Here is an 18,859-nt window from a genome sequence, read left to right as displayed (position 1 = left end):
TTAGTTTCTGATAAAGGAGAAAAGCATGGCCAGACTTACCTTAAAGCCATAAAATACAGAAGCACCGCTTCCAATAGAAGATTTTCCGCCTAAACGTCCACGCATTGTTACCGGAACTTCTTTGATGGATAAATTAGCCTTTGAAAAAATAACAAGAGATTCTGGTTCAGGATAATCGTCAGGATAGTTTTTAGCTGCCAGGTTTAGGGCTGCCCGCCCCAGAAGCCTAAAGCCAGAAGTACTATCATAAATAGATTTTTGCGTAAAAAGACGGTTAAGACCATAAAAATACCTGATCCCCATTCTTCTAATAAAAGACGATTGAAACCCTTTTCTATCTATGAATCTAGAACCTATAACAATATCTGCCTGAGTTAATCGCTGACACTCCAATAATTTAATTAGTTCAGAAGGTGGGTGCTGCCCATCACCATCCATTTGTACGGCAAGATCAAAGTTATGTTTTATAGCATATTTGATTCCTGTTTGAACTGCGCCTCCTATACCAAGATTACAAGGTAAATCAAGCACTTTTGCTCCATTTGCTTTTGCAACATCGCTGGTTTTATCTTTAGAACAATCATTAATAATAATTTTGTCTAGTTCATATTCTTCCGGAAGAGACAGTGCATTTATTTCCTGAAGTAAAATTGGTAACGATGCTTGTTCGTTATAACATGGAATGATAATCAGAATTTTGAGCGTCATTTATCAGTGCTAATTATTGTAGCGAAAGTAATCAATAAAAATATATATTCATACAACTTCAAGCTATTTACTTACTTGAGTCGATCATCGTTTTTGACAGAAGCAATTTTAAAGGATGAAAAAAAAATATCTTTTTTTTGTAATCTTTCTTGTGATATACAATAATAATTTTTTACTTTTGAGTTAAATATGATTAAGCTCTCAACTCTACTCACAATTTCTATGGCTTTGCTATGCTGTAATGTAGCATTTGGCCAATTACTTGACCGTTCTGTCATTGCATCAGCAGGCGAAAGTTCAACCGCAAATAATATTACGCTCGTATATACTATAGGTGAACCCGTTATCGCGCTTCTGGAAAATACTACAATTGACAGAATTTTATCTACAGGTTTCATTCAGGGTGATCAAGTCATTAACCGACCTTTTGCCTTAGTATCACGCGAATTGGCTGTTTATCCAAACCCAACTACCGCAAACACGGTGAAATTAGATCTCCGGAATATGCCCGATGGCGATTATACTGTTGACATCTATGATGCCGGTGGCCGATCTATTTACAGTAAATCCATAAAATATACTAAAGACTATAGCTTAAACCTTGACCTTGATATTTCGCAATTTAAAGGCGGTAATTATTATATCGCTGTCCGAAATGAACTGATTAAAGGCTCTGTAAAATTAATCAAACTATAATCATCCCATGATTAAAAAATCTCTATTAACACTCATTTTATTTTTTGCCATTGTTGTGGCCCAGGCGCAAAGTCAGGCCTTTAAGTATCAGGGTGTTGCCCGAAGTAACAATGGAACCATTTTGTCAAACAGCAATTTGGGCATTCGTATTTCCGTAAGAAGTGGCTCAGCTACAGGAAACATCGATTATCAGGAAACACATACGGTTTCTACCAATCAATTTGGAACATTTGCCATTGAGATTGGTGCGGGTACCGTAGCCCGTGGTGTTTTTAATAATATAGATTGGGCAGCTGCACAAAAATATATTCAAACTGAACTAAACACAGGTTCTGGATATGTAGATATGGGAACAGCTAAGTTATTAAGTGTTCCTTATGCAACGTATGCATTTAATTCAGGGCCTGGGTCTAGAGGAGCTACGGGTGCAACTGGTCCGCAAGGTGCCACAGGAGCAACTGGTCCACAAGGCGCTACTGGTGCTGCGGGTATTGCCGGAGCTACAGGTGCTACGGGAGCCACTGGCCCGCAGGGTATACGTGGTGCTACTGGTGCAGCGGGTGAAGCCGGATTAAATGGTTTAAACGGATTAAATGGTGCTACAGGTGCTCGTGGAGCTACAGGCGCCACTGGCGCTGATGGAGCACCGGGCGTACAAGGAGCAACTGGAGCAACAGGAGCTACAGGCTTACAAGGTATTCAGGGGACAACCGGCGCAAATGGCGCTGATGGTGCCCAAGGTATTCAAGGTGTAACGGGAGCTACCGGAGTTACAGGTTCAACAGGAGCTACAGGTGCACAAGGAATTCAGGGGACAACCGGCGCAAATGGCGCTGATGGTGCCCAGGGTATTCAAGGTGTAACGGGAGCTACTGGAGTTACAGGTTCAACAGGAGCTACAGGTGCACAAGGAATTCAGGGCATTCAAGGTATAACAGGAGCGACTGGTGTTGCAGGTGCTAATGGAGTTACTGGCTCAACAGGCGCCACTGGCCCTCAAGGTGTTCAAGGGGCAACCGGAGTTACAGGATCTACTGGTGCTACAGGTTTGCAAGGCATTCAGGGTATTCAAGGTATAACAGGAGCAACTGGTGTTACAGGTTCTACCGGATCAACCGGAGTAACAGGTTCAACTGGTGCTACAGGCTTACAAGGTATTCAAGGTGTAACAGGAGCAACTGGTGTTACAGGTGCTACCGGATCAACCGGAGTAACAGGATCTACTGGTGCTACAGGTTTGCAAGGCATTCAGGGTATTCAAGGTGTAACAGGAGCAACTGGTATTACAGGTGCCACCGGATCAACCGGAGTAACAGGTTCAACTGGTGCGACAGGCTTACAAGGCATTCAGGGTATTCAAGGTGTAACAGGAGCAACTGGTGTTACAGGTGCCACCGGATCAACCGGAGTAACAGGATCTACTGGTGCTACAGGTTTGCAAGGCATTCAGGGTATTCAAGGTGTAACAGGAGCAACTGGTGTTACAGGTGCTACCGGATCAACCGGAGTTACAGGATCTACTGGTGCTACAGGTTTACAAGGCATTCAGGGTATTCAAGGTGTAACAGGCGCTACAGGTTTAACTGGTGCTACAGGGTTGACAGGAGCAACTGGTTCTACAGGTTCGACTGGTGTTACAGGTGCTACCGGAGCAACGGGTGCCGCTGGAGGTAGTGGTATTTTTGCAGCTCAATCCGTACTTCAAAATCTTAGCACAAATTTTTTCACACCTAATGGCTATCTATCTACAGTGGTGAATGGAACTTTTTACTGGGCAGCTCAAACTGTTCCATTTTCATGTACTTTAGATCAATTAACAGTGGTAGCTACGCCAACAGCATTAAGTGGTGCGGCACCAAATATAACTGTTACTTTATATATCAATAATGTAGCTACGGGTGTTCAGATTACACTTCCTACAAGTGGTGCGCTAAATGTAAGCACCAGAGGAGCCAGCAATGCAAGTGTAAGCATTAATGCAGGAGATACCTTTGCATTTTATGTTACTCAAACTACTACAGGGCAGGTTACTCGTGTAGCTACCGCTCTTAGATATCAGGCCAATTAAATCAATTAATTAATATAACTCAATAAAACTATGGATCCTCTCATTGGTCAAATTATTATTTTTGCAGGCACTTATGCCCCACGCGGTTGGGCTTTTTGCCAAGGTCAAACGATGCAAATCAGACAATATCAGGCACTTTTCGCTGTTCTAGGAACAACTTATGGTGGTGATGGTGTAAACACGTTTTTATTACCAAATTTAACCGGAAAAGTACCTGTTCACTTTGGAACAGCTCCAACAGGTACAGTTTATCCGTTAGGTAAAGGTGGTGGTAGCGAAAGTGTAGCACTAACTACACTGCAAATGCCTGCACATACACATGCTGTTGCGGTAAATAAGAGTCCTGATGCTGCTAATTCTGTTAATCCAGAAAATAATTTTATGGCCGATACTACCGATAGTTCACTAGGTTCTGGTCCAAATATTTATACCTCTACGGCTCCAAATGCAGTGATGGGTGCCACAGCATTAAGCGCAGCTGGAGGCAGTCAGCCACACAGTAACATGCAGCCTTATTTGGCCATGAATTTTATCATTGCAATTGAGGGTATTTATCCTTCCAGAAATTAATTTTAATTATTAAATCATAACAAAGGCTGCTCGTTTTATAAACAGGCAGCCTTTTTGTTTTTAGATTTTGGTCACTAATTATTGATTTTACAAAGGTCTTCGTCCACTTATCTATTACAGGAGTATACCAATCATCATTGCCATCCTCTGATTGAGCGTTCCCATAGTGGGCTATTTAAAAATAAATATCGTGTTTATATAATAAGTTAATATATAACTTGAGTTAGTCTTGATCTTTAAGAAATAAGATAGAAAATCATCCCGGTTTTATTAACTCATAGATGACAACATAGCAGATTATTAACAATTTGATTTCTCTTTTTTCTATATACTTAATTCTCATTAAGGCACTAAATCGCTATATGAGATAAATCAATACAAATAGTGGCCAGTTATCACATATTCATCTTCTTAAGCTAAAGTATATCTTAGAAGCTATTATCACCTGAATAAATCATTGCTAATATATGGGCTTAATTCAGCCATATTAGCGTTAAAAACAACCATCATGTTAACTGATTAATCAATGATGAGATCATACCATGTTTTGCTTGAGTGATATATTGTCGTGATCTTATTCAAAAAATTGATTTAAGAATAATTTATTATGGCGAGATTAATGTACGTCAGGATCAAAATTTTATGCATAAACTAAAAAAGGCATTATTCTCATTTAAAATGGAATAATGCCTTTATTTAAGCATTCAAAAAGAAGTAATGCGGGTATTTTATTTATTAGTATTTACCTTTTCCAAAATCAAAACTTAATGTAAATCTTAAAGTATTATTTAGCGGATTTGTACGTTCTGTAGCCACCAGGTATGAAAAATCCAACATCATGTTTTTGTAGCGGTATCCTGCACCCATTGTGGCGTATCTTCTGTTCCCTTTATAAGGGTTTTCATAAAAAAAGCCAGTACGTAATGCAAATTTATCGTCATACATATATTCAGCACCCGCTGCATAACTGATTTCCTTTATTTCCTCACTAAAACCTCCAGGGGCATCACTAAACGAACCAAAAATACCTGAAACAATAGATTGATCATCACTACGTCCTGCGATGATGTTACCATCTGGACCTAATAATGGTGGAGTAGGAACCAGGTATTTATTTAAATCCAACGTCAGGGTAAATTTACTTAAGGCATCAATTTTGAATTCGTCTGCTACACCCACTCTTAAATTTGTAGGCAAGAAGTAATTAATACCATTGCTGTAATAATTCATTTTAGTACCAATGTCAGAAATGTTGGTACCAAATGAGAATTTTCCATCATTGCCAAATTGCCTGATTGCCTTCGTGTAAAAAAGAGAAACACTTGCAGCTAAGGCACTGCCTGAGTGACCGGCTGAACCTGCAACAGATGCGCTTGAACCAACAATGTTAGAATAAATATATTTAGCAGTTAGCCCCATAGAGAGGTTGTCTCCTAGTTTTCTGGCAAAAGAGAAGTCGATGGCAAATTCATTAGGCTGATAGGCACCCAGATAAACTTCGTTATTGTCATATGCAGTTACCCTGCCCTGATTAAAATAATTAATCGAAGCGCCTATAGCATTGCGGTCATCCAGCTTTTTAGCAAAGTTTGCATAAGCCATATTAACATCTGGAGCAATATTTCTAAGCCATGGTGTGTAGGAAAGTGAAGCCTTATATGAATTATCCAGAAAAGCCATTTTAGAAGGATTCCAGTAGGTATCAAAAACACCAGGAGATAAGGCAACACCAGCATCACCCATTCCACCTGATCTGGCATCTGGCGTGATGTTTAAAAATGGTACAGCAGTTAGCACAGGATTGCTATTCTTACCATTTACAACGGTCTGCGAATAAGCAATATTGCCAATTAACATGGCAAAGAGAGAGAATCCAATGAATTTCATTGTCGTTAATATAGATTTGGGATGAGAGTTTTTCTATTAGCTATAAAACTAGCATTACTTTGACAAATATAAATATATATTCTATTTTTTTAAATTTTTACACAATAATTTTGTCGATCGTTTAACAGGACTAACATTAGCTTTAAACTTATCACTCATCATATTACTGTTGTTAGATTAATTGAATAAATATTTGCACGTTTGTGATCTCTTCTATATTTTACAGATAAATTAACGCACTTGAAAAAATACATTTATTTTAACAAAGGATTTAACTTTCAGTTACTTAGGCATTACCTTGCCCTTCGGGCTACCACTAACTGGAATGAACATTTTAACTGTAATGACTGTGAAGTGAGTTGGAAAGGCATTTCTATATGTTCTGCAACTGGTGGCGAAGTTGAGACACTAAAAATTTTTTCAGATCTCGAAAAAATGGACGGCCCGAACCCTGGCAATTGTAGCTCACTATAAAAGAAATTAGATGAAAGCGCTTAGTGAATGGATACCTTATAAAATTAACTTGCTTGATAAAGTATGGCAGGTTGAATGGATGGATTTGGGAAATCATCACATTGCAGAGCCTTTTTTTGATGAAACAATCGCCATTCGTCGTGCCCGGATGCGCGAAAGATCTGTTTTTCGGAGTGTTAGCAATCTTGATTTTATGTTGGAGGCTTCTGGTAATATAGAAACCATTCCAATTAAAGCCCTTATTTTTCATGTATCCAGATGTGGTTCAACCTTGCTTTCTCAGGCGCTTTCAACTGCTGAAGAAAACATCGTCTATGCAGAAGCACCTCTTATTGATCAGATCCTTCGTGCCCATGAAAATGATTTAAGCTTTGATACAGATAAAACGAAGCTTTACCTTAAGTCTGCGATTAAACTTCTCGGGCAGAAAAGAAATGCGAAGTATCAGAATATGTTTATTAAACTGGATAGCTGGCATATCCATCATTACGCTATATTACGGGCGTGTTTTCCGGATACTCCTTTCTTTTTCATTTCCAGAGAACCTAATGCGGTAATTGCCTCTCATCAGCTTCGCCCTGGTATTCACATGGTTCCGGGATTGATTGATGCAAACTTACTTAATGTTGAGTATAGGGATGAATTTAATGCACATTCTGGCCTTTATACCGCAGAAGTATTAAAAGAATTCTATATCAAATTATTTGTGATCTGCCAGGAAAAGCACCGGTTGAATTATTTTTTTGACTACGGAATGGGGGTCGACAAAATGGTAGATTATTTTTTTAAATCTATCAGCCTTCCTTTGCCTATTGATAGCCTAATAACAGAACGTCTTACCCGGCATAGCAAATATCCAGATCAACTATTTCGGCAGGAAACGCCAGTAGAAAAGTTTTCGCATTTAGAAGTAGAGAAAGCTTATTCTGCTTTCATGAATCATTTCTCTTAATAAGGTATGGCATTAATATTACAATTTACAGGGATGTCTGGAGCAGGCAAAACCAGTATTTCAGAGGCATTTAAAGCATCATGCCCAAATAAAAAAATAATGATCATAGATGGAGATTTTTACCGGAAAACGCTTTGTGCCGATCTTGGTTTTACCAAAGCAGACCGGATAGAAAACGTAAGGCGTTTAGGACAACTCGCTTCTGGATTGTCTAAAGAATATGATGTTATTATTATTGCGGTGATTAATCCCTTTGAGGAAGGAAGAGCCGTGTTAAAAGAGACTTGCGGTGCTGAACTTGTTTATATTTACTGCAACTTAGATATTCTATTGCAAAGAGATACCAAAGGACTTTATAAACGTGCATTGCTACCTGATGGAGACCCTGATAAGCTTGATAACCTAACTGGTATTAACGATATATTCGAAGAGCCTAAAAATGTGGCCTTAACCATTGATACCTCAAGTGCTGGTTTAGAAGAAAGTATTACAAAGCTGGCCAACTTTGTAATGAGTACATTTAAATAATTTTAAGCTAAAAAATATTGGCCGGAAAATTTTCGGCCAATATTTAGATAAGCTTTAGTTTTTTACTACATTAATGATATCTGGTATATTGGCAATATTAAGCCTGATATTATCCAAAACAATTAAAGGTACTCGATTCTGATTGGTATCACCAAAGATCTGAATAGAAAGCGATAATGTAGAAAGGGTTATAGCTGGCCTATTCGTAGAAAACCAGGTTAATATTGCTTCACTAATTGCTTTAGATAATGCTTCATTAATTGGTCCGTCCTCAAACTTATTTTGAGGGAGCATAAGGATAGGTGTGCTAAGCTCAGGAAACAAATCATCAGCTAAAATTTTTGTTTTTAGTTGAATCTCTATTTGAATGAAGAGTGGGAGATTCCCTGGATTTGACTGTGTGGAAAGAGGTTTGAAAATATCGTTAATGCAAGTCGCAAGGGCTACAGCAGGCACAAGATCTGGCCAATTGATATTTTCACTAATTACTTTATTTGGCACTGCTGCATAAGGAAAGCTGATGGATTGTGTTTGATATATAAAATGCTTATCTGTTGCTAAATAATTATTTAAACCCTCATTTCTTAATATAGCTAAAGAGGTGTTTGCATTTTGTACTCCAGGCAGGTTCAGTTTAAAAAGTTTTATGCGGCGAGAAATGATTTCCACACCCTGCTCAAAAGAGAGATATTTTTTTTCATTGCCTGATGTATTGAAATAGCGGACAGCAATTTGTTTTGAGCCTTCCTTTTCCAAGGGGATAGGTGTTATTGCTATATCATCATTAAATAACTGAGGTTCTGCTGTCCAGCCTTCAAGTTCTGGGAGCAGGAAAATGTTATAGTCGGAGATTTCGCTCTTCCAATCAGAAATTACAGATTCGAAAAGAACTTCTCCGTTCGTATGAATTGATGCATGTTCCCTCACCTGGAAACTGATTTTCGTATGGCTAACTGGTGAAGATAGTAGTGGGGCCGGAACTGAAGTACCATTTAACTCTGGCCAAACAGATACTACTTCACCTGCCAGGTTCCAGAATGCTTTGAGCAATTTTTGTAGCGTTGCAAGATCAGCTTTAGTGATGTCCTGATGAACTTTGGGAATTTCCTGCTCAAAATAATCCAGAAACTGAGCCGAAACCATGTCAAACTGAAATATTTTATGAAGAAAAGTTTCTAAAGCCGGTTCAGTTGAAGAATGAATTGTTAATGGTGCTGATTGATCATCAAGACTATTAAAAGTAATTTCAAATTGATGGGTATCCTGTGCGTGAAATTCATTCAATTGATATTCAATGGCAAATCCTGTAGAAAGTATTGCCGCTATATCCGGCTTTTTACTTTTTTCTTGATAAGGCTCGTCGAAAAATGCCTGACGGATTAGCCTTGCCGGATCAGGATATTTTTTCACCGGATTCGGAATTGTCTCTTCCAATGATAAACCGGATAATGCATCGCCGGGCAAAATCAGGTTCAACCATCCTATATTTTCAAGGTTTATAGTAGGTTGATCCGGATCTGGGGCAGCATTGGTGATCTTGATTTGTTTAACATCATAATCAAACTTTATCCTAATGGAGGAATGCTTGCGCAAGCTAGCATCTGCATAGTTTACATAAGAATCATGCTGCTCAATATTGCTTTCTAAAGCAACTCCAGGAATTTTTATGACATCATTCAAACTCTCTTCTGGATTGTCAGCAGTAGTATCAATTAGGTTAGAAGATGCTGTAAATGCTAATGGAAGATAAGATTCTGCAGACTGATCGTAAGAAAGTGGCTTAATGTTTACAGATATTAGAAAAGCTGAGGCATAGGTGCGGTGCAGATCATTTGACAGGGCCTTTTTAAATTTTTCAGTCCCTATAATTTTAGTGGTTTTAGCATTAGGAATGATTACAAGTGGTCTGAGCTGGGTAACAATCCGATCAGCAAGATGTTCAGTTACTTGTTGCTGCAGATAACCGATATGTTTCGAAGGAATTTCATTGCTTTGCCTGTCAATTAAAGCGAGCGCTTCTAATACAGGTTTGCTGCGCATCAGTTGCAAATCATGTAAAAATCTGCCTGTCAATGTCTCAAGATCGATATTGTTGAGGGTATAACTGGTGATGGAATTTGTTTGACCCAAATAATGTTCGAAAGCATAAATCTCTGGAAAAGAGGAGTTTAACAGGGTAGTAGAAAATGGTGCAATAGAATAATATTGATGTTCCAAATCTTTTATGGAATTGGAAGGTGTATGACAATGATCGAGCAGATCTATCATTCTTAATACCCACAATTGGCTAAACTCTGCATCGGCAAGGCTGGCGCCTTCTTCAGGAACAGATATGGCCAGCTTAACATCCATCAGAGTGAGTGCTTCTTCTACTTCATGGGTAAATTGTTGCAGTGCAGAAACCTGTTGATCTGGTCCCTCCATTCCATAAAGGTTCATTAAGGCATAGGGCATCACAATAGTCAGGTTTTCTTCAACCCCAGTATTTACACCTAGCTTTGCAGGATCAATCAATTGCTTTTGAGATTGCAGGTTACTTAGTTTTCGCTGTGTAAGCAGATGAACCTCCAGTGGAAATAATTTTTGTGGATTACTTAGCTCCTGAGGGCTGTTCCATACATAATGAATGGGATTGATTGAAAGAAGTGATTCATGATCAGCTGCAAAAAGATTTAGTTCGTCTGGCTGGGCAATAAAATTGGTAATCCATTCGATTACATGGGTTAAAAAATCTAAAAAGCCATTGTTTTCATCCCTAAGATTATTGTTAAGCGAGATGAGTTTGCCAGGATTTAAGGTATTAGCTACTGAAATTTCAATATCAGGTGCTAAAATTTGCGCACGGATTGAATCATAACTTTCTAATATATATTCTGCATCACGAATGGTTACTTCTTTATTATTTTTAACTTCTGATGCATTTGGATCAAAAGAGAAATGCCCTGCAGGATTAAATATAAATTTTAGAGAAAGTTTAAAAGATTTGGGATTAGTCTGATCATCATTTTGGAGAATTTTATAACCAAAATCCAATGCCGGACATGCAGCTAAAGAAAGAAGTTCATGCTCGGTAAAGCGATCAATGAAGTGCTGAATGATTTCCTTTAAATCTGCATCAAGCGATTTTTCAATGTTCAGATCAAGCACTTCCCACTTCCGCCCATGCCTGAACAGGAAATTTCCTGTTGTAGCGCTTAACCTGAGTTGTCCTTCGTAAAAATTATACTGCGATGCACTTGTTTTTGAGGGCTGTGTTAACCTGATAATTTTACCTGATGATTTTTGCAAAAGAATCCAAGTATTTTCTACAGGGGCATCTTGATTGGGTTGACTATCCGAAGCAATTTCTGCGATAACCAATGATGGGTTTTCAAGCAGTGTGTTAAGTTTGAAAGTTGAAAGCATATCATCAAACATACTTACTTTCAGGCTAATTTACACAGTGAAAGTTTTAAGAATCTATTTTTATTCCGCTTTAAGCTGATGTAAAATGAATCCGTTATCTGCTTAAAAACAGTGAGATGAGGTAAATTAGTGAAAAATATTATTTGAATATTTGATTTAAACGCAACTAAAAAAAATACTCCTTTAAACTATATTATCCATTTGGTAAAACCATCTTGGCCATTCGCTGTTAACCTATCTAATTTAACCAATATTAAATGGAATATGGAGATTAAAATGCACTTTATCCATACCAGCCCCTTGCCAGTAACCAATTTATTCAGAACAATACATTTTTGATTGATCACCAGTTTTAACTTGCAGACTAACTATCCGTACAGCCAACAAACTTAAATTTAAAGAATTGACAACAACACCAATAGCCGTTAAAGGAACAAAATCTTTTGTACCCAAAATCCTGCTGATCTTTTTCCTTGCCATTTTACTCTGTGTAGAGGGTTTTTTTGCGTACAGATTGCACGTGCTTTCCAGTAAACAGGAGGATATTAAAAAGGATTATTCGAATATTAATAACATCACATATGGTCTGTTTTCTGTAGGGCAATGGCATGATAAGGTAGCTGCGATCATCAATCACCAGGTGCGTAATTTTACCATGACGAAAAGCCAGAAAAAGGAACTTCAAATTGAAGTGGAACAGGTGATTATAGCCTTAATTAATAAGGCTGAAGCTTTGGTGAATAAGCCTAAAAAAACTGTGGATGGAAAGATCAAGAAGTTTGTGATCAATACCTTTGTTGATACCGATAAGATTAAAGCACAGGCTCCTGCCTTTGCCAAAACCATCATTGCCCAGGTTGATAATGCGGCCAATAAGAAAAAGATGAGCAAAATGGCGATGGGTAAGTTTACAGAAATGGAACGTACCGGAACCATTGATAGTACTTTGACGGCTATTGAAGTGACTACCAAAGGTATGTATAAAAAGTACCATGTAGCTTCTACAGCAGAATTGAATCAGAAATTCAATACCAGCCTGGCTGACATTAGAAAATCTACTTATGGCTATTGCTTTGGCATGCTAGGTTGTATTGTAGTGGTGTTATCACTTTGGTGGGTCTTTAGAAAACGAACTGAACTACATACTACACTTTTTGTAATGTCTTTACTTTTTGCTTTCATTTTATTAGCGGTGGGTTTAACGGCTTCTATGATTGAGGTAGATGCCAGAATTAAATCGCTTGATTTTATGTTGCTTGGCGAACATGTGGTATTTAAAGACCAGGTACTCTTTTTTCAAAGTAAAAGTATCATGGATGTGGTATTGGTTTTAATAGGCCAATCTGCAGTAGATTCTATTCTGGTTGGTGTTTTAATACTTGTTTTTAGTGTATTGTTTCCGATAATGAAATTGAGTTCAACCGGTATTCACCTGTTGGGCAACAGAAAGTTGGCTGAAAACAGGTTTATTAAGTATTTTGCCTTTCAATCGGGCAAATGGAGCATGGCAGATGTGATTGTAATTGCAATATTAATGACTTACATCGGTCTGAATGGTCTACTGGAATCTCAATTGAAAAGTTTACACATCAATAGTGATTTCCTAACCATTATTACTACAAATAACACAGCACTTCAGCCTGGCTACATTATCTTTATCAGTTTCGTGTTATATGGATTAACGCTTTCTACCATTTTGAAATTTATTACGCCACACGATTCACATTAGTTCAGTTAAAAGGTATTTTTTCCAACATCTTATTCCATCAGCATTGACAAATCATATTCAACAACCAGCTAAAAGGAAAACCACAGTGGCAAATATTCTGCTTATTGCCAGCCTGGGGATTTTGCTTTGCGGCGAAAGCTATTTCGGCTATCGCCTGCACACCATTTCTGCTGAACAAGAGCAGATTAAAGAAGATTACAGCGTGGTAAACAATATCACCTTCGGTATTTTTTCTGTTGACCAATGGCGGGAGAAAATTTCTGCTGTAGTTGGGCAGCAGGTGAATAGTTTTAGCATGACAGCTAAACAAAAAGCAGCTCTACAAGCACAGGTTACCGATCAGCTTAATGGTTTAATTAATAAAACGGTAGCACAGATTAATAAACCTCAAAAAAGTTTAGGTGGTAAGCTTAAGAAGTTGGCTTTCAATAGTTTTGTAGATGAGGATGAACTCCATGCCCTGGTTCCGGTCTTCTCTAAAACGATCATCACTAAGATCAATAGCCCTGCAAGTAAAAAGAGGCTTAAGCGAATTGCCAACAGTAAAATGGATCAGCTGGAGGATCAAACCTATGACAAAACTGAAATCGCTAAAAATGCCATGACCCGCCAGATGTTTGCTAAATACCAGGTTTCAAATGCAGCTGACTTTGATAAATCTATCAAAAGCCATTTAAGCGCTATCCATACCTTAACATATAATTATGCTTATGCCATGTTGGGTTGTGTGCTTGCTGCGCTTGTACTTTGGTTAATTTTAAGGAAAAAGACCAGATTGCAAACCACACTTTTTATTATGTCTCTTTTGTTTGCTATTGTGTTATTAGCCTCGGGTATTACCACCACTATTATTGAGGTGGACGCCAGAATAACCACTTTAAATTTCAAGCTCCTGGATGAAAACATAGCATTCACTAATCAGGTCCTGTTTTTTCAAAGCAAAAGTATTTTAGGAATTATTGAAACGCTAATGAAGCAACCTAAGCCAGATTCGATTTTGGTTGGCGCTTTATTAATGCTTTTCGTTATTATGCTGCCTGTTTTAAGGCTTTTAGGAAAGGGGCTGCATGTTTGGGGGAGTGATCGTTTTGCAGATAATAAAGTGGTACGTTACCTGGCCTTTGAATCGGGTAAATGGGATATGGCAGATGTAATGGTGGTAGGTGTTGCTATGACTTATATTGGTTTAAATGGTATTTTAAAAAGTCAGCTTTCTAACCTGAATATGGATACAGGACCTTTAAAAACGGTAACTGAAAATAACAGCAGTTTGCAACCGGGATATTTAATATTTGTGGCTTACGTCATCTTCGCGATGGTTTTATCGTACATACTGAAACGCATTGCAAAACCACAGGAGAAAAACCCCCAGGTATTGGATGAAGAAAATGTTCCTACATAAATAAAAGTGCCGTAATTCTTAACATCATAATAAAATTTCAAAACCCTCCTTAATATAAAGCTATCGTTATGGATATTAAATTTTCACAGCGCCCATTTTATGTAAAAACCATGTGTGTGCTGGTTAGCCTGATTGCCTTTGGTTATCTGGTAATTATAGCCAAAGAAATTCTTTCGCCACTGATTTTTTCCTGCTTGTTTTCTATTCTGCTCTTGCCAATGGCTTCTTTTTTCGAAAGACGTTTTAATTTGCCAAGAAGTGCGGCTTCAATGCTGTCTGTGATTCTTATGCTGGCCATTATCTGTCTGGTTCTTTATGTTATCGGTTCACAGTTGAGCAAGCTCGCCTCAGATTGGCCACAGTTTAAAGAGCAGTTAGGTGTTTCAATATCAAATCTGCAACAATGGATTGATGCCCGCTTTAATATTGATGCAGCACACCAACTCAATTATGTACATACCGCAACAACTAAAGCACTTGCTTCTAGTACTACAGTGGTTAGCGCAACAGTACTTTCACTATCGTCCATTTTGCTGTTTCTGGTTTTCACTTTTATCTACACCTTTTTCTTTCTCTTATACCGTAGCTTGATTATGAAGTTTTTGGTATCAGTTTTTCTGGAAGAGAACAAGCAGCTGGTTTATGATATCATTGAGCAAGTGCAATACATCATTAGGAAATATATTATAGGTCTCTTAATTGAAATGGGCATTGTAGCAACAGCTGTTAGTGTCATTTTCTGGGCCTTGGGAATTAAATATGCCATCCTGTTGGGATTAATCACAGGGATTCTAAATGTTATTCCTTATATAGGGATTTTTGTGGCCCTTTTATTAAGTACACTGATCACTTTTGCCACGGCAGCAGTATTAACCAAAGTGATACTAGTAGTGGTTACACTGGTTATTATTCACCTGATTGATAGTAATGTACTGCTGCCAATTGTAGTAGGATCTAAAGTTAGAATTAATGCTTTAATTACAGTATTGGGGGTAATTGTTGGAGAAATGCTCTGGGGTATATCAGGCATGTTTCTTTCGATTCCAGTAATTGCAGTCTTGAAAATTATCTTCGACAGGATTGAAAGTTTGAAACCCTGGGGAATAATTTTGGGTGATGAAGAAAAGAAACAAAACAGATTAGCTAAACGCATGACGATTAAACGAAATAAAAGTTAATCAATTCTTTTTTCGAAATTTGTTGCTTAAATCAGTGGAATCATTAACAGGTTCCACTTTTGTGTTTCTAGATTTGTGGTTAACCATTTAAAATATAACTAAATGATTTTAAATACCTTATCAGCATTAGTTTTACCAGAAACTTTTAGTCATTATTTTAAGCCAAAAATGGTACCGGCAAAAACAATTTTGTTAGAAGAGGGAGCAGTCGCTAGAAATGCTTTTCTAATCAAAAATGGTTGTTTAAGGCTTTGGTTCAATGATCATGGCAGAGATATTACCTTTCAGTTTTTCTTTGAGGGAGAATTTGTATCTTCTTTGGAAAGTTTTAGATCTGGCCTTCCGAGCAATTTCTTTTTAGAAAGTATAGAACCTTCAATGCTTGAATGTATTACTAAAAAAGATTTCCAATCCATAATAGAAAAATCTGATCAGGTTAAAAATGAAGTTGAAGAACATATCTTTCAGAGGTTGATTTTTTATCAGCAACTGTTTCTATCCCGTATCAGAGATAATCCTGAACAGCGATATAAAAATATGCTGACACAATATCCAAAAATATTACAGCGAGTACCTCAACACTACATTGCCTCTTATCTCGGCATTACATCTGTTTCCTTAAGCAGGATCAGAAACCGGAAATAATATTACTTAACAATTGTTATCGTACTCCATTTTGTAAAGAATCACTTTTGTGCTGTATCATTTAAAAGCACAAATATGAAAGTATTAATCGTTTTCAACCACCCATATGAAGGAAGTTATTGTAATGCTATCCTTCAATCTGTCACATCAGGACTAAAAATAGCCGAACATGAAGTTGATTTAATTCATCTTGATCGGGATGGGTTTAATCCTGTGATGACAGCTAATGACCTAAATGCATTCCGTAAAAAAATGCCCGTTGACCCGTTTGTGATTGATTACAAGGCACGGTTAATCAATGCTGATCACATCATTTTTATATTCCCGATATGGTGGGAGTTGATGCCTGCTATGATGAAGGGTTTTATCGATAAGGTAATTTTTCCTGGCATTGCATATGATTATAAGGATGCCACAAATACGTTGATGAAGCCATTGCTCACCAAATTAAAAAGTATAACCATGATTACCACAATGAACACGCCCGGCTGGCTTTATGCCTTAATTTTTGGCAATGCTATAAAAAAGGCAATGCTGCTCGGTACATTTTGGAAAATGGGTTATAACAATAGAAAATGGATGAGTTTCAATCGTGTTAAAATGGTTACGCCCGAAAAAAGAGAAAAATGGCTAAACAAATTAGAAAGCAGGTTTGCGTCTTTAAATTAGCTAATGATTACCATTTAAATGTGTTGAGTCCGATGAAGTTCTCACAACACACCATTCCATGAAATCTTCTTAGGAAAAGAGATCCTGATCTAGGCATCTGCTTAACCTTAATTTAACATGCAAGCGCTTACTTTGCTGAAAAACCAGCCTTTAGCATGATTAAATATTTTTGGATTTGTTTATTGTTCATATTTTCAGCTTTCAAGGTTTACAGCCAGGAAGCAGAACAACTACCTTTTTTTAATCAGGATACCAAAAAGCCCATTGAATCACTTATTGAACTAAAAAAAATATATGCACAGTCTATAGAAAGTGGCGATGTTATTTTGGAAGGAAAGTGTTTGCAGCAAATGGGGAAGGTTTGCTATGTTCAGGGGCATTTCAGGCAATCACTGGAATTTTTTTTAAAAGCAGATAAAATTTTTAATACAACTAATCAGCCATTATTGCTGGCAGCAAACCTGTGTGATATAGGTGTGCTTTATTATTACGTGAAGCAGCCAGATAAAGCCCTAAAATACTATACTTCTGCCTTAAAAATTTATCAGCATTTAAAGCATTGGAGTGGGCTATCAGCCGTATATGGACATATTGGTCAGCTTTATGAAAAACGACAAAACTATAAGCGGGCATTTTATTATCAAAAAATCGCTTTAAGGCTAAGTGAAAAAACTAACGATCAGGCTGGTGCAGCTAAAATTTATGAAAACATCGGAAGTATTTATGAAGATTTAGAAAAGTATGATCTGGCTGATGTTAATTTTAAAAAATCACTCAGCCTCTATCAAAAGAATAATAACCAAATTGGGAGTATTGAAGTGATTAACAACCTGGGAGACATTTTACGTAAAACGGGTAAGTACAAAGAAAGCATTCTACAAACACAAGCTGCTATGAATTTGGCGGGCAAAATGGGCAATATTTATCAGTTGGCATCTTGCTGCAGAGATTTAGGCAAAGCATATGAATTGATGAATCAGATGGATAGTGCTTATCATTATGTTAAACTAGGCTATAAATATACGTTGGATTTATATTCTGAAGATGGGGCCAGGCAGGTTGCCTTTTTACAGGTGCTTTATGATATCAATAAAAAATCTGATGAAATTAATAAGCTGCAAAATGATAAAAAAGTTAATCGCATCATCGCTGCATCGGCTACTATTGTGGTTATACTTTTGGTTACACTGGGTTTTGTTGTTTTCAGCAGGCAGCGGTTCAAACTCCGTGATCAGCAAATGTTGGCCAAGCAGAAGGATATTGAACATGATTTAACAAGCCTGGAGTTAAAGAATCTTCAGTTAGAAGAGCAAAACCTAAAACAACAGCTGGAGGTAAAGAGTAGGGAGTTATCTAATCACACTTTGAATCTCATCAAGCATAATCAGTTTCTTGAAAACCTTCGTAACACTTTGCAGGCGATGGTAAAGGATGACAAACGGGATCAGAAAAAGCAAATGAATCAAATCCTGACGGAGATTAACCAGAGTTTTAATCACGAAAGGAACTGGAAAGAATTTACCCAGGCCTTTGAACAGGTACACCATCAGTTTCTACAGAACCTGAAAAAATTTAGCAATGAGCTAACCTCTGCAGATATGCGCCTGATTGCTTTATTGAGAATGAACCTAGATTCTACTGATATTGCCACTTTGCTGGGTATATCTACGGATAGTTTAAGGGTATCAAGATACAGGCTGCGGAGGAAACTCAATCTAGCCCAAGGCGATAACCTTTCTGCATTTATACAAGCACTTTAAGCGTTACATACTTAGTTTATTTCATATGCATTTTTATCGCTTTTTAGGACTTAACGATTTGTTAATGTAACGGTAATAAAAGCATAACGGCGTTTAGGAGTGTTATTAATGTAATGAAAATCAATGATTTATATATTATTGTTGCCTTTTGGTTTATGGTAGCTGTAACGCTGTTGCCTTTATGTAAC

At 37.5% G+C, this 18,859-nt stretch carries 15 protein-coding genes; 12 read left to right on the top strand and 3 right to left on the bottom strand.

The genetic code is table 11. The annotated features are described in order from the left end of the window. The gene (locus AN34_RS09375; RefSeq protein WP_029284627.1) at positions 1 to 708 is read right to left on the bottom strand and encodes a glycosyltransferase family 2 protein; all 708 of its coding nucleotides are present in this window, start codon (positions 706 to 708) and stop codon (positions 1 to 3) included. A 189-nt stretch (positions 709 to 897) separates the two neighbouring features. Here AN34_RS09375 and AN34_RS09370 point away from each other — a divergent pair, with 189 nt between their 5' ends. Genes AN34_RS09370 through AN34_RS09360 form a run of 3 tightly spaced genes read left to right on the top strand, consistent with a single transcriptional unit; the run spans position 898 to position 4,042 of the window. After that, entirely contained in the window at positions 898 to 1,404 is a 507-nt protein-coding gene (locus AN34_RS09370) for a T9SS type A sorting domain-containing protein (protein ID WP_082468357.1), read from the top strand. 7 nt (positions 1,405 to 1,411) lie between these two features. After that, positions 1,412 to 3,472 carry a collagen-like protein gene (locus AN34_RS22040; RefSeq protein WP_051666384.1) on the top strand — a complete coding sequence of 687 codons (2,061 nt, stop codon included), beginning with the start codon at positions 1,412 to 1,414 and terminating at the stop codon, positions 3,470 to 3,472. 30 nt (positions 3,473 to 3,502) lie between these two features. Next, positions 3,503 to 4,042, top strand: a complete 540-nt coding sequence (locus AN34_RS09360; RefSeq protein WP_029284621.1) for a phage tail protein — start codon at positions 3,503 to 3,505, stop codon at positions 4,040 to 4,042. A 735-nt stretch (positions 4,043 to 4,777) separates the two neighbouring features. Here the strand turns inward: AN34_RS09360 and porV are convergent. Further along, positions 4,778 to 5,929, bottom strand: a complete 1,152-nt coding sequence (porV, locus tag AN34_RS09355) for a type IX secretion system outer membrane channel protein PorV (RefSeq protein WP_029284619.1) — start codon at positions 5,927 to 5,929, stop codon at positions 4,778 to 4,780. 240 nt (positions 5,930 to 6,169) lie between these two features. Between porV and AN34_RS21600 the strand changes: the two genes are divergently transcribed. From AN34_RS21600 to AN34_RS09345, 3 genes are read left to right on the top strand one after another with little or no spacing between them, the layout of a single operon-like run. After that, positions 6,170 to 6,403 (top strand): hypothetical protein, encoded by a 234-nt coding sequence (locus AN34_RS21600; protein ID WP_157263265.1) that lies wholly within the window; start codon positions 6,170 to 6,172, stop codon positions 6,401 to 6,403. Between the two features lie 10 nt (positions 6,404 to 6,413). Further along, entirely contained in the window at positions 6,414 to 7,355 is a 942-nt protein-coding gene (locus tag AN34_RS09350; RefSeq protein ID WP_029284617.1) for a hypothetical protein, read from the top strand. 6 nt (positions 7,356 to 7,361) lie between these two features. Next, a complete protein-coding gene (locus tag AN34_RS09345) occupies positions 7,362 to 7,883 on the top strand; it encodes an adenylyl-sulfate kinase (protein WP_029284615.1) in 522 nt (173 codons plus the stop codon). A gap of 54 nt (positions 7,884 to 7,937) precedes the next feature. Here the strand turns inward: AN34_RS09345 and AN34_RS09340 are convergent, their stop codons facing one another. Beyond that, positions 7,938 to 11,288: a hypothetical protein gene (locus AN34_RS09340; protein ID WP_157263264.1), complete on the bottom strand. Its 3,351-nt coding sequence runs from the start codon at positions 11,286 to 11,288 to the stop codon at positions 7,938 to 7,940. A gap of 403 nt (positions 11,289 to 11,691) precedes the next feature. Between AN34_RS09340 and AN34_RS09335 the strand changes: the two genes are divergently transcribed. From AN34_RS09335 to AN34_RS09310, 6 genes are all read left to right on the top strand, one after another. Continuing rightward, on the top strand, positions 11,692 to 13,017 hold the full coding sequence (locus tag AN34_RS09335) for a paraquat-inducible protein A (protein ID WP_231625519.1): 1,326 nt from the start codon (positions 11,692 to 11,694) through the stop codon (positions 13,015 to 13,017). Between the two features lie 43 nt (positions 13,018 to 13,060). Then, positions 13,061 to 14,419, top strand: a complete 1,359-nt coding sequence (locus AN34_RS09330) for a paraquat-inducible protein A (RefSeq protein WP_231625518.1) — start codon at positions 13,061 to 13,063, stop codon at positions 14,417 to 14,419. A gap of 68 nt (positions 14,420 to 14,487) precedes the next feature. After that, a complete protein-coding gene (locus AN34_RS09325) occupies positions 14,488 to 15,597 on the top strand; it encodes an AI-2E family transporter (protein ID WP_029284607.1) in 1,110 nt (369 codons plus the stop codon). A gap of 102 nt (positions 15,598 to 15,699) precedes the next feature. Further along, positions 15,700 to 16,242 carry a Crp/Fnr family transcriptional regulator gene (locus AN34_RS09320; RefSeq protein ID WP_029284605.1) on the top strand — a complete coding sequence of 181 codons (543 nt, stop codon included), beginning with the start codon at positions 15,700 to 15,702 and terminating at the stop codon, positions 16,240 to 16,242. 75 nt (positions 16,243 to 16,317) lie between these two features. Next, entirely contained in the window at positions 16,318 to 16,911 is a 594-nt protein-coding gene (locus AN34_RS09315) for an NAD(P)H-dependent oxidoreductase (RefSeq protein WP_029284603.1), read from the top strand. 155 nt (positions 16,912 to 17,066) lie between these two features. Next, positions 17,067 to 18,671 (top strand): tetratricopeptide repeat protein, encoded by a 1,605-nt coding sequence (locus AN34_RS09310; protein ID WP_029284601.1) that lies wholly within the window; start codon positions 17,067 to 17,069, stop codon positions 18,669 to 18,671. Positions 18,672 to 18,859: the final 188 nt, after the last annotated feature.

The organism is Pedobacter sp. R20-19 (genome assembly GCF_000708265.2).
In the GTDB taxonomy this organism is placed as follows: domain Bacteria; phylum Bacteroidota; class Bacteroidia; order Sphingobacteriales; family Sphingobacteriaceae; genus Pedobacter.
The sequence above is the reverse complement of the archived record's forward strand: the minus strand, read 5'-3'. Positions and strand labels throughout refer to the sequence as shown.

Coding starts and splice junctions, on each gene's coding strand:
- AN34_RS09310 (WP_029284601.1), top strand. CDS start 17,067: ATGATTAAATATTTTTGGATTTGTTTATTGTTCATATTTTCAGCTTTC.
- AN34_RS09340 (WP_157263264.1), bottom strand. CDS start 11,288: ATGCTTTCAACTTTCAAACTTAACACACTGCTTGAAAACCCATCATTG.
- AN34_RS09320 (WP_029284605.1), top strand. CDS start 15,700: ATGATTTTAAATACCTTATCAGCATTAGTTTTACCAGAAACTTTTAGT.
- AN34_RS09350 (WP_029284617.1), top strand. CDS start 6,414: ATGAAAGCGCTTAGTGAATGGATACCTTATAAAATTAACTTGCTTGAT.
- AN34_RS09370 (WP_082468357.1), top strand. CDS start 898: ATGATTAAGCTCTCAACTCTACTCACAATTTCTATGGCTTTGCTATGC.
- AN34_RS09360 (WP_029284621.1), top strand. CDS start 3,503: ATGGATCCTCTCATTGGTCAAATTATTATTTTTGCAGGCACTTATGCC.
- AN34_RS09315 (WP_029284603.1), top strand. CDS start 16,318: ATGAAAGTATTAATCGTTTTCAACCACCCATATGAAGGAAGTTATTGT.
- AN34_RS09325 (WP_029284607.1), top strand. CDS start 14,488: ATGGATATTAAATTTTCACAGCGCCCATTTTATGTAAAAACCATGTGT.
- porV (WP_029284619.1), bottom strand. CDS start 5,929: ATGAAATTCATTGGATTCTCTCTCTTTGCCATGTTAATTGGCAATATT.
- AN34_RS09345 (WP_029284615.1), top strand. CDS start 7,362: ATGGCATTAATATTACAATTTACAGGGATGTCTGGAGCAGGCAAAACC.
- AN34_RS22040 (WP_051666384.1), top strand. CDS start 1,412: ATGATTAAAAAATCTCTATTAACACTCATTTTATTTTTTGCCATTGTT.
- AN34_RS09375 (WP_029284627.1), bottom strand. CDS start 708: ATGACGCTCAAAATTCTGATTATCATTCCATGTTATAACGAACAAGCA.